Here is an 11,246-nt window from a genome sequence, read left to right as displayed (position 1 = left end):
GCATCCTTGACCCACGCGGGAGTCCCGCTGCTCGTCCGCTGCTCGTCCATGTCTGCTCCTTGTCGATTCAATCCGGTCTGTGTGGCGATCTGCTCTCAGCATATGGCACGCCATCAAGAAAGAACAAAGGACCGAGCGCCGCGAGGTTGGGGGTGTGGGGGTGGCCCCACCATGTTCTCCCGTGTCGCCTTTACCTTTATTTGGACATAACAACGAGGCTTGGAACGACCAAGCCTCGCTGAGCGCTGTTGCTTGCTTGAGGGACGCTATGGCGTTCCGGCAACAATATACACATGTCCAAGCGTCGCGCCGAAGCCGGTCAGAACATAATCGGTCAGGCCATCGCCATTCGTATCGCCGATCCCGATCGCGTCAACGCCGAGAAATTCGTTGGCGAGGCTGCTGGTGAAGGTGCGGATGATCGAGCCGTCGCGACCGGAGTAGAGATAGGCTTTGCCGCCGAGCGGCGCTCCGTCGCTTGAGGAGTAGGCGGCCACGATCAGATCGCCGTAGCCGTCGCGATTGACATCACCGACGCCGCGACCGGGTCCGAAGCCGTCATTTTTCTGCTCCGCGTTGAGCACAAGCAGCCGTGAGCCGTCAGCGCCGGAGAAGACGTAGGCACGACCCGTTCCCAGCCCTAGCGGATCGTCGAGGTCGTTTGCGCCGCGCCTGGCGTTGTAGTCCGCGACAAAGATGTCAGGCGTGCCGTCGCCGTTCACATCGCCCGCGCCTAGTGCGAAGAAGCGGCCAAACAAGACCGGATTACCTGTCGGATGCAGGGTGTAGATGATCGACCCGTCAACGCCGGAGAAAACGTAGGCTGCGCCGCCACCTTTACGACCAGCGCCCATCGCGCCCGCGACCTGATCGGGAACGCCGTCATGGTTGACATCGCCGACCAGGCCCACCGCCGAGCCGAGCCGATCGCCCGCCGCCGCGCCGTCGCGGAGCCAGAGCAGAGCGCCGTCCCTGCCGGAGAAAAGATAGATTCGTCCGGCTCTCGCGCCGTTGGCGCTGACGAACTGCGCCCCGACGATCAGATCGCCGTAGCCGTCGCGATTGACATCGCCCGCCCCGGCAGCGCCCGATCCAAACAACTCGCCGGGATTGCCCGTCCACTCATGCAGCACCGCGTGATCCGCGCCCGAATACACCGCAACTCGTCCGGCCACGGCGCTGGTACCGATCCCGCCCACGATGTAATCGGGCACGCCGTCGTTGTTCACATCGCCCGCTCGCGACCCGCTCCAGCCAAAGATCTCGGATGGATTGCCGAGGGCGGTGTGCAGCGGCGGCCCGCCAAGACCCGAATATACGTAGATCTTGCCAGCCAACGACCCGTTCTCTGTATTGCTCGGCGCTGTGGTGATAAACTCATTCACGCCATCGCCGGTAATGTCGCCGATGTTCTCGGCCAGCCAGCCAAAGCTATCGCCGACCTCTTCCCCGGTGAGCGTGTGCAGCGCGACGGCCTCAGGCTCGACGAACGGATCGGCTGCGGCAACCGGGCCGACGCCAATCGCGGCCAGGACGCCTGCGAGGACGCACCAGCGGAACAGAAATCGTGTTTTGCCATGCATGCGTATCCTCCAGTTCTGAGGGTGGGAGAAGGTGCAGGATCATCCACACACCATGCTTACCTGGAGCATACTCGTCGGGCTGCGGTCAGGCTATCAAAATCTTGCTGAGCTGCTGAATCTTTTTGGTCGAGGCGCGCTGCCGCAGCGCCGAGGGCGCCGAGCCAAACGCCCGTCTGAAGGCCAGCGTGAAGTGGCTATGGCTGGAATAGCCGAGCTCAAGACCAAGACCGGCGAGATCTGCCGTGCCCTGGGAAAGATATTCGAGCGCAGTACGCAGCCGGATCTGATTAAGATAGCTGTGGATCGTGCTGCCGGTCTGCTGGCGGAAGATCCGGCACAGATGGTAGGGCGAGCAATAGACCGCCTGGGCGATCTGGTCGATGGTGATCCGCTCCCTGAAGTGCGTTGCCAGAAAATGCTTAACGTCGTACGTCAGCTCGCTGGCGGACGACGCGACCGACGACCGTGCGCTGCCTGGATGCAGGCCGGATGCGCGGTAGGCGTTGTGGATCGTCTTGCCGAGCACCGCCAGAAGCGCCTCCTCGACATACACGCGATCGGGCTGATCCGTGCCGAGAATATGCTCCACGACCGCGCGCTGAAGCAGATACGAGTCGGCATCGCTTGGGCCGTGGGTGAGGGTGAACGGCGTGACCTGGTGCCGATCGACGGATGGGTCGTAGGGGCGCAGCGCATCCAGCACGATCTGCGGAGCGAACTCAAACCACTCGCACAGATCGCCGCGCTCCGAGATCTTGCTCCGCCGGTACTCCTGCCGATCGTTGTAGAGCATCACCACATTTGGATCGGTGACAATCGGCTGATGACCGGCATAGGTGATGCACACCGGGGTTCTGGGAAACACGATCAGGTGTCCGCTGATCGGCCCGGTATCTTCAAACCACGGCTCGTAGGGTCGGCAGCGGAACAGGCCGAGCCGCAGCGTCGGGCTTTGAAAAATGACTCGATCGGGAATTGCCATAGCGGTTCTGCCAGCATGAAAGAACAAAGAACAAAGGGCCGTCAGGCCGGGGGTATGGGGGTTGTCCCCCATCATTTCTTTCCCCCGCCTGACGGAGAACAAAGAACAAAGAACAAAGGAACAAGAGAACAAGAGAAGAACTGGAAACTTTGAACTTTGAACTCGGCCCCAGTATAGCGCTGCTTGCTCCAGGACTCAACCATCAGCGATCCGGGCCTGGCTGCTCCTCCAGCGCATCGACCGGCAGGCCGACGATCTCCATCAGCTTGAGCGCGTTGGTTGACGTGGCGATGCCGGGCCGCAGCTTGTAGTCGAAGTGCATCTCCAGCCCGTCGGGGCCGCGCGAAAGCGTCTCGGTGAAATGCACCAGCTGCGCGGCGGTGGCAAGCTCTGGCGTATCGGCCAGGCGCAGATCGTGGGTCGAGACAGCGCCGATCGCGCCCTGCGCCAGCAGATGGCGGATGATCTGCCGCGCCGCGATCAGCCGCTCGCTGGTGTTGGTGCCGTGCAGGATCTCGTCAAGCAGAAAGAGCAGCGTTCGATCGCCCTGCTGGCGCGTCTGCTGCGCCCGATCGACGACGAGCTTGAGGCGCTGAAGCTCGGCCATGAAGTACGAGACACCCTGCTCAAGCGAGTCCTGCACCCGCATGCTGGTGGCGAGCAGCAGCGGCGGCAGCGTTAGCTCTACCGCACACACGGGACCGCCCGCCTGCGCCAGCACCAGATTCGTGCCGATCGCCCGCAGCAGCGTGCTCTTGCCCGACATATTCGAGCCTGTCACCAGCAGAAAGGTGCCGGGCGGCCCGATCGCCACGTTGTTGGCGACGCGCATTGTGTCCGCCAGCAGCGGATGGCCGATCCCGCGCGCCACGACCTGCGGCGGCTGCCCCTCGACGATCGTGGGAACGATCCAGTCGGGCTGATCGTAGGCCAGCGTCGCCAGCGCCGCGAGCGCCTCGATCTCGCCGAGGGCATTCAGCCAGATCCGCGCGCGATCGTGGGCCGTGCGCTGCCAGCGCTCAAGAAACCAGAGCACATGAAAGTTCCAGAGCGTCGTCAGGTTGATCGGGAAGAAGAGCAGGAAGAAGCGAAAGTCGGCGAAGACCATGATCCGCGCCAGGCGGCGCATCTGCTGGTCGGCGCGCAGACCGCCCGCCGTGAGATCGGCCTGGATGCGGCGCAGCGCGGGCGAGCTGAACGATTGCGTGCCGATCAGATGGAACAGATCGGCGTAGATGCGGACGGCGCTCTGCCGCGCCGAGACGCGCTCGATCGTCTCGTCGGCGCGCTTGCCGACCGTCAGGATCAGCGCCATGTGAACCCAGATCGAGAGCGCCCACAGCGGCACATCGAGCAGGCCGGTCGCGTCGGCGATGGCGCTGCCAAAGGTGATGACCGGCATCGCGCGCGTTAGCCAGACCAGCCAGGGCCGCTGGCTGAGCCAGGGCTGGCCCTCGACCCAGCGCAAGAACAGCTCGTACTTGACCTGCGCGCCGCCCATCTGTCGTCCGTGGAAGGCCAGCTCATCGCGGAAGTCGAGCAGCGGCGCAAGCTCAACGACCGCCGCCTGGCGCGCGCGGATCTCGGCGGGAGCGGCGGGCTCAAGCAGCCAGCGCTGCAACGTCATCTGCCCCGTGGGCGTGTAGGCGGTATTGAGCAGATGTTGCAGCGAGGCGTGGCCCAGCGTATCGAGATCGGCGGCGTAGTGGGTATCGCCGGTGATGCTGGCGGGCTGTCGCAACGGAAGCGTCTTCCAGTCGCGCCGCAGCCGCCGGAAGGCCTCGTCGTTGATCGACCACAGCTCGTCGTAGCGCTGGTGGTGGCGATCGATCTGTGTGTGATAGGCGAACGACAGAACAAAGCCGACGGCACCCATCGCGGCAGCTCCGAACAGGATCGGCAGATCGCGCCACAGCCCGACGCCGACACAGGCGAGCGCCGCGACGACCAGCGTGATGCTGACGTTCGCCATGCGGCTGCTGAGCCGCGCATAGTGGGCGCGGCGCTCGGCAAATTGGGCGCAGCGCTGGTGGTAGATCGGCTCAGGCGCGCGGCTGGCTGCATCTGGTTGGTTGGACATGATAATCGTCGATCGTCTCTTTCTTCAGCATGTTCATCGGTCGCGAGTCGCTGTGGTATCGCTAGGCTCTAGTATAGTGCCTTTCCGCGACGCGCGGATTCATCGAGTGTGTGAAAAGCTCGTCTCTGTCAGGCAGTAAACCACGCCACCGCCTCGCGGGCGATCTCCAGCGGGACGGTGTGCGGGCCGTCGAACTCATGATACCGCACATCGTAGCCGGCCTGCTCAAGCTGCGGCACGATCCGGCGGCTGCACCTGTCGATCGGCAGAACATCGTCGTGGATGCCGTGTGAGATGAACAGGCGCGGCATGCCCCGCTGCTCATCCGGGACCATAAAGCCGGGCGAGAAGGCGATGATATGGGTGAAGAGATCGCCGTTGGTGATGCCGACCGAGAGCGCGTAGGACGCTCCATCGGAGAAGCCGCCGATCGCGAGGCGCGCCGGATCGATCGCGTACCGGCTAAAGGTCTGTTGCAACGCCTGGTCGATGAAGCGAATGTCGGGGCCGTACTGACCAAAGAGCACATCCCAGGTCTGGCGTCGGGCTTCGGGCGCGAGCAGGATCAGCCCCGTCGTATCGGCCAGCTCACGCAGCGGCGCAAGGCCATGCCGGGCGTTGCCACCCGCGCCGTGCAGCATCACCACCAGGGGCATCGAGCGATCCGCCTGGTACGTGGCAGGCACATACAGCAGGCCGTCGCGGCCAGCATCCAGGCCCAGCGGATGGAGGCCATGCGGCGCGGTCTGCTGCGGCTCCGCTGGCCGCGCGTGCAGACGACCCTGTGCGGTCTGGTGCGGTCTGTTCCTTCTCATCGATGTATCCCCCTGGCTATGCTTGCCGGAGCAGGCCGCGCATACGAGGGCCACGATGCTTGATCCCCCCATGCGCAGGAAGCGGCGGCGATTGTGGCGCAGGCTCATGCCGATCCTCACTCTCCGCGGCGCTGGATAGCACGTACGATAACGAAGCCTAGCAACACCAGGACCGCGCATCGTATAAGGATTATCATTGATCTGCAACCATCCTGATCGACGTGTTCCATATGATTCCTCAGAGCGCGGCGCTACAATGTGCTCGGCTGTCCAATGCAACAGGAGTGATGGGAGGAGTGCAATGCGACGAATCTTTTACCGGCTACAGGCGACGCTGGCGCTGGCGCTGGTCTTCGCCGGTCTGCCGATGTCGGCGGCAGCGGCACCGGGGCCGCGCTGCTTCCAAGAAACAGGCCAGTGCCTCGAAGGCCGCTTCCTCGCATACTGGGAGCAGAACGGCGGCCTGCCGGTCTTCGGGTATCCTGTCCGACCGATGGCCGGGGAGTATAACGTTGACCTGGGCAGGTCATTTGTGACCCAGTGGTTTGAGCGTGGCCGCTTCGAGCTACACCCGGAGAATCCGCGTCCCTACGATGTGCTTTTGGGCCGCCTGGGTGCCGACGTGCTGCGCAAGATGAACATCGATTGGCAGACTGAGCCCAGGGGCAGCGGCCCGCAGCCGGATTGTCTCTGGTTCGCGGAGACACAGCACGCCGTCTGTAATCAGGCGTCCGGCATCGGGTTCAAGACCTACTGGCAAACGCATGGCCTGGAGTTCGATGGGCGGCGCGGCGTCTCGTACGCCGAAAGCCTGGCGCTGTTTGGTCTGCCGCTGACGGAGCCGCGCATGGAGACGAACAGCAGCGGCGATCGGGTGCTGACCCAGTGGTTCGAGCGTGGCCGCTTCGAGTGGCATCCTGATCAGCCCGATCAGTACAAGGTGCTGCTTGGCCTGCTGGGCAACGAGGCGCGCGTACCATTCATCCGCCACAGCAATCCGGGGCTGCCGGGTCGGCTCCTGGTATTGTCAGATCAGTTCTATACGGTGAAAGCGGACGGCAGCCGGGTGACGCGCCTGCCGCTGGGATGGCCCGGCTCAGGCGGCTTTGCTATCTCGCCGGACGCGCGGCGCATGGCAACGCGCTGCTCGCACAATGGCGCTGAGGGGCTTTGCACGATCGACCTCGGCACGGGCGCGATCACGAGGCTCAACGCCGATTCGTCGGTCGTGGTGGCCTCCTGGTCGCCGGACGGAACGCGCATCGCCTACGAGTCGGGCAGCGCCGACCAGCGCGGGCTGCACGTGATCAACGCCGATGGGAGCGGCGACATCCTGCTGATGGCTGGCACGCCGGGACGCATGCAATCCGGCGGCTCCTGGTCGCCCGACGGCAAGCGGCTTGCCTTTGCGACGATCTACTCGGAGAACGCGATCTATGTGGTCAATGCCGACGGGGCAAACTTGCGTCAGATCGCCGCCGAGGGCCGCGCTCCCACGTGGTCGCCGGACGGCTCATCGATCGCCTTTGAGTCGGAGAGCAGCGGCAACTGGGATGTGTACGTCGTGCGGCCTGATGGAACGGGCCTGACCGCGCTGACGAGCAGCCCTGAGCCGGAGCTAGGCCCGGTCTGGTCGCCGGATGGCAGACGGCTGGCGTATGCATGGAGCGGCCCCGCGATACCGCCGGGTGCGGGCGGCAATCAGATGGTCGTGTACGTCATGCAGGCGAACGGCGGCAACAGCGTCAAGGTGCTGCACCACGAGGGAACGAATCGCATCGACAGGGTTGCGTGGTCGCCCGATGGAGCGTACGTTGCCGTGGGCCTCTTCGGCTGTCCAAGGCTGGGCTGCGCCGCCTCGGTTCTCGGCGCTGCGTCGGACGGCACCAGGAGCTTTACGATGCTGCGGGGCGAGGGATCGAGCGGTGGAGCCGCGCTTATCGGCTGGCTGCCGGAGTGATGCCCGCCGCCGAGCGGTGATGCTGGAGTGATGCGGGCTGCGCGCCGGGTGATCGGCGCGCGGCTCGTGCTTTACGGGAGACGACCGTAGCGGCGTAGCATGGCGCGGACCCGATCCAGGGGCAGCGCTTCCCCGACATGGCCCTGGTAGCCCACGAGCGTGCTCGCCATGCAGAGCGAGTTATAGATCGCCTCCTCGGTGGCCTCGATCGCGGCCTGAAACAGCGGCGACACCTGCTCGTTCGGCAGCTCGCGGAGCGTGATGAGCCGACGATCCGGCGCTGCTCGTCGGCGCACGTCCTCGGCGGTCGAAAAGGCGATCACGTAGTCTCCCGATCCGTGCGTCATCGCCGCTCCGGTACGCGCAAGGCCGCCCAGCGCGCGGCGGGCCAGCCGTGTCAGGTTCCGATCGCTCAGCGGCGCGTCGGTCGCGACCGCGATCATGATCGAGCCGTCGGCGGCGTCCTGCTCGACTGCGTCGCGGAGATAGTAGCGCCCAAGCTCCTGGCCGATCGGCACGCCCGCGATCTGGAGTACGCCGCCGAAGTTGGACTGAACCAAAGCGCCGACGGTGTATCCTCCGAGCGCTGGCGGGAGTCGGCGCGAGCTGGTGCCGATGCCGCCTTTCCATCCGAAGGCGATCGTTCCGGTCCCGGCTCCGACGGTGCCCTCGGCGACGGCTCCGGCCTGCGCTGTGTCGATCGCGCCGCGAATGATCTCGGCGGTCAAGGCCCGGCGGCGGATATTGTTCAGGTAGCTGTCGTTGGTTTCTCCCACCAGCGGATTGATCGAGAGGATCTGCTCGTTGCCAGGCTGTGCCAGCGTCCAGTCAAGAATCGCATCAGCCGCGCGTGGCACCGCCAGCGTGTTGGTGAGCACAAGCGGCGTTTCAAGCTCGCCCAGCTCCACGACCTGTGTGCTGCCGATGAGTTTGCCGTAGCCGTTGCCGACGACCACTCCGGCTGGAACACGCTCGTGATAGAGATTGCCGGAATGCGGCAGAATGGCGGTCGCTCCGGTGCGCAGATCGTCGCCGACGATCCAGGTGACGTGGCCCACCAGCACGCCCTGCACGTCGGTGATCGCGTTCAGCGGGCCGGGCGAGAGAATGCCGGGCACGATCCCCAGCGCGCGCGCACGACACCGATCCGTACCGGCGGGTGGCTGCACGGGCGGCCTCCTTGTTGCGCGTTTCGAGTTTCGCGTTTCAAGTTTCGCGTTCGTCGAACTTGGAACTTTCGTTCCCTTATCGCGTCGCGCCGAGCTGCGCCGATTCGATCGTTTCCTCGAAGACGGCCCCGGTGCCGGTGACGATCGTAATCGTATGCGGCTCGTCCTGCACCCAGAGATAGGGCAGCGTGATCGTCGCCTGACCGCTTGGGCTGATCGTCGCGCCCGGCTCGATCGTGAAGGTCCAGTAGGCGCTGTCGACCTGAACCTGCGCCACGGTGACATCGTCGGAGCCGCCGTTCCGCACGCCCACGACGATGCTGTCGGTCGTCGGCAGGCTGATGCTCTCGACGACGACCGCCTGGCCGCCGGTCGCCGTCGAGCCAAGCAGGCCGGTCTGCCAGAGCGCGAGCAGCGCCAGGAGTCCGCCGATCAGCAGCACGCCGATCGCTCGCACGGGCGCACTCGAAACTCCCACACCGACGCGCTTGAGCTGGAGGTCGAAAGAGTTAGCCATGTTGTTCCTCAGTTGGAGTGGGTAGCTCGCAGATGCCGAAGAGCGCCCGCTGATCGGACGCGGCAGCGGTGGTCGGGGCCTGCACATCGAACATGCCGACCCAGCCTAGCTCGGTGAACTCGCTCTGATGGGCATGAAACATATGCTGGCCGGGGAACTTGAAGCTAAACTCAAGAATATGTCGCTCGCCCTGCGCCAGCGTGATCATATCGGTGAACTCGTGGGGCTCCAGCCGGGTGCCTGTGCGAAAGACGTTGAAAAAGTTGGCGTGCAGATGAAACGAGTTCAGCAGGTCGAACTCGGTGACATTGACCAGATACACTCGCACCAGCTCATACAGCTTCACCGGGATCGGATGCTTGGAGTAGTGGAAGGCGACGGTGTTGACGGCGTAAAACTCGTTGCCACGATCGCCGTTGGTATCGAAGGCGTTCATCACCATGACCAGCTCATGAGCGGGCAGGCGCGGCGTCGGCGGATCGATGATGAACGCGCCATACAAGCCTTTATGGATATGTCGCATCAGCGATGGGACATGGCAGTGATACAGGTGCAGCCCGAATGGCTCGGCGTCGAACTCGTACACCGTCTGGCCGCCCGGCTGGATGATCTCGATGCCGTCCGCCGATGGGCGGTGGATGCCGTGAAAGTGGATCGAGTGGGGGTGCGACGAGCCGTTGATGAACGTGACGCGCACGCGATCACCCTGGGTGCAGCGCAGCGTTGGCCCCGGCACGCGATCATTGTAGGCCCAGGCGGAGAACTTCACGCCCGGCGCGATCTCGATCTGCTTATCGCTGGCGACAAGCTTGTACTCGCGGAGCGTCTGGCCGCTGGGCAGCGTGCTGACGGTGCCGTAATCGAAGTCGGTCAGCATCGCCGTCGGGTCGAAGCCGTTGACCTTGGGGTCGACATCGCCTTCGACCATGTTGCCGCCATGATGCTGGTGATCGGCGTGTTGAGCGGTGGCGGCGGGCGTCTGCTCGCCGGGGAGCCAGCGCAGGAGCGTCGAAGCGCCGACGCCGAGGCCGGCGAGGCCGAACTTGCTCAGGAGCGAGCGGCGGCTGATAGGGGAATGTCGAGTCATGCGATTATCCATCGGCTTGTAGGACGATCATCGTCATTCAAGATGTAGATACGGTGCTATGGAGGCGATCGCGGCGTCTATGGTTCGGGCAAGCATAGTCAGATCAAAAAGTACAAGACACCGCGCCATACACGGACCGAGAGGCTTTAAAGCTGTGTGCCGGGCTTAATCTTCGGTGATCTGGAAGCGGATTTGCGTCCCATCGGGCAGATTACGAATTTGCCGCGCGAGATCGGCGCGAAATCTCATGCCGGTGACGGCATCCGTCGCGTACAGGTTTTCTACAGCGTACTTACCGCCTGCCACAAACGGGATCTTGGGGAGGAGTCTTTTGCCCAACGGCAGCGCGCCATACTGATTTTGCCACTCATGAGCCAGGGCATAGCCCGTCTCCAGATTATAATCCTCAAGCAGCCGTTGTGCCCACTGCTCTAAGGTTGGAGCAAGCTCTTCGCTATCACCCGTTTCGGGATTGAAGCGCCAGATACGTGCGCCACGGATGCAGAACTGCTCGCCAAAGATGTCCTCCGCGAAAAAGAGCGCATCCTGAGCGGCATCCTCATATCCTTCGCGCCAGAGCGTGGGCGAGTTCCACGCTTCAAGGCTATAGCCACTCGTGACCGGTCCGATCGGGAAGAGATGCAGCGCGCTCTCGAAGGCAAGCAGGCCATTTTTTTGCTTCAAGAGCGCCGCAAGCTCGGCTGCTCGTGCTCCCCAGCGATCAAGAAGCTCCTGAGGAAAGCGCGCATCCGTGCTGCCGAGCGCGGGACTCGCAATGGCTATCAATTGTTCTACCCATGATCCTCGCATATCCAACTCCTTCGGTAACTGTTGCCTCATCCGGTGCAGAACCAGGCAGCCTATTGGCGATGCAGCCGATTCTGCATCAGCGCGGGGAATGCCTGGGGCCTGCCCCAAACTCCCCGCCTGTCGGCTGAGGCGCGGCTCCTGCGTGCAGGATGCCCCACAGTATACCGGGTTTACTCGCTTAACAGGAGCGATGCGGTCATATCTGCCTACGGCAGTTTCGTCTGCGTCGGCCAGGGACACCAT

General features: G+C 63.9%; 9 protein-coding genes. 1 reads left to right on the top strand and 8 read right to left on the bottom strand.

Annotation, left to right across the window (positions count from 1 at the left end):
* Positions 1–266: 266 nt before the first annotated feature.
* From VFZ66_21465 to VFZ66_21450, 4 genes are all read right to left on the bottom strand, one after another.
* Complete coding sequence (locus tag VFZ66_21465) at positions 267–1,583, bottom strand: integrin alpha (protein ID HEX6291769.1); 1,317 nt, start codon at positions 1,581–1,583, stop codon at positions 267–269.
* A gap of 85 nt (positions 1,584–1,668) precedes the next feature.
* Positions 1,669–2,565 (bottom strand): AraC family transcriptional regulator, encoded by an 897-nt coding sequence (locus tag VFZ66_21460; protein ID HEX6291768.1) that lies wholly within the window; start codon positions 2,563–2,565, stop codon positions 1,669–1,671.
* 202 nt (positions 2,566–2,767) lie between these two features.
* A complete protein-coding gene (locus tag VFZ66_21455) occupies positions 2,768–4,645 on the bottom strand; it encodes a hypothetical protein (protein ID HEX6291767.1) in 1,878 nt (625 codons plus the stop codon).
* Between the two features lie 128 nt (positions 4,646–4,773).
* A complete protein-coding gene (locus tag VFZ66_21450) occupies positions 4,774–5,460 on the bottom strand; it encodes a PHB depolymerase family esterase (GenBank protein HEX6291766.1) in 687 nt (228 codons plus the stop codon).
* Between the two features lie 301 nt (positions 5,461–5,761).
* On the opposite strand from VFZ66_21450, the gene VFZ66_21445 reads away from it, so the two are divergent.
* Entirely contained in the window at positions 5,762–7,420 is a 1,659-nt protein-coding gene (locus VFZ66_21445; protein ID HEX6291765.1) for a hypothetical protein, read from the top strand.
* Between the two features lie 71 nt (positions 7,421–7,491).
* Here the strand turns inward: VFZ66_21445 and VFZ66_21440 are convergent, their stop codons facing one another.
* The 4 genes from VFZ66_21440 to VFZ66_21425 all read right to left on the bottom strand — a co-directional run bounded on the left by VFZ66_21440 (position 7,492) and on the right by VFZ66_21425 (position 11,003).
* The gene (locus tag VFZ66_21440) at positions 7,492–8,589 is read right to left on the bottom strand and encodes a P1 family peptidase (protein HEX6291764.1); all 1,098 of its coding nucleotides are present in this window, start codon (positions 8,587–8,589) and stop codon (positions 7,492–7,494) included.
* A 76-nt stretch (positions 8,590–8,665) separates the two neighbouring features.
* Positions 8,666–9,106, bottom strand: a complete 441-nt coding sequence (locus tag VFZ66_21435; GenBank protein HEX6291763.1) for a hypothetical protein — start codon at positions 9,104–9,106, stop codon at positions 8,666–8,668.
* On the bottom strand, positions 9,099–10,193 hold the full coding sequence (locus tag VFZ66_21430; protein HEX6291762.1) for a multicopper oxidase domain-containing protein: 1,095 nt from the start codon (positions 10,191–10,193) through the stop codon (positions 9,099–9,101). The genes VFZ66_21435 and VFZ66_21430 overlap by 8 nt, the downstream gene beginning before the upstream one ends.
* Before the next feature lie 165 nt (positions 10,194–10,358).
* Positions 10,359–11,003 carry a hypothetical protein gene (locus VFZ66_21425; protein HEX6291761.1) on the bottom strand — a complete coding sequence of 215 codons (645 nt, stop codon included), beginning with the start codon at positions 11,001–11,003 and terminating at the stop codon, positions 10,359–10,361.
* Between the last annotated feature and the right edge of the window lie 243 nt (positions 11,004–11,246).

Source organism: Herpetosiphonaceae bacterium (assembly GCA_036374795.1).
Classification (GTDB): Bacteria; Chloroflexota; Chloroflexia; order Chloroflexales; family Kallotenuaceae; genus LB3-1.
The sequence above is the reverse complement of the archived record's forward strand: the minus strand, read 5'-3'. Positions and strand labels throughout refer to the sequence as shown.

Coding starts and splice junctions, on each gene's coding strand:
- VFZ66_21455 (HEX6291767.1), bottom strand. CDS start 4,645: ATGTCCAACCAACCAGATGCAGCCAGCCGCGCGCCTGAGCCGATCTAC.
- VFZ66_21445 (HEX6291765.1), top strand. CDS start 5,762: ATGCGACGAATCTTTTACCGGCTACAGGCGACGCTGGCGCTGGCGCTG.
- VFZ66_21465 (HEX6291769.1), bottom strand. CDS start 1,583: ATGCATGGCAAAACACGATTTCTGTTCCGCTGGTGCGTCCTCGCAGGC.
- VFZ66_21450 (HEX6291766.1), bottom strand. CDS start 5,460: ATGAGAAGGAACAGACCGCACCAGACCGCACAGGGTCGTCTGCACGCG.
- VFZ66_21430 (HEX6291762.1), bottom strand. CDS start 10,193: ATGACTCGACATTCCCCTATCAGCCGCCGCTCGCTCCTGAGCAAGTTC.
- VFZ66_21425 (HEX6291761.1), bottom strand. CDS start 11,003: ATGCGAGGATCATGGGTAGAACAATTGATAGCCATTGCGAGTCCCGCG.
- VFZ66_21435 (HEX6291763.1), bottom strand. CDS start 9,106: ATGGCTAACTCTTTCGACCTCCAGCTCAAGCGCGTCGGTGTGGGAGTT.
- VFZ66_21460 (HEX6291768.1), bottom strand. CDS start 2,565: ATGGCAATTCCCGATCGAGTCATTTTTCAAAGCCCGACGCTGCGGCTC.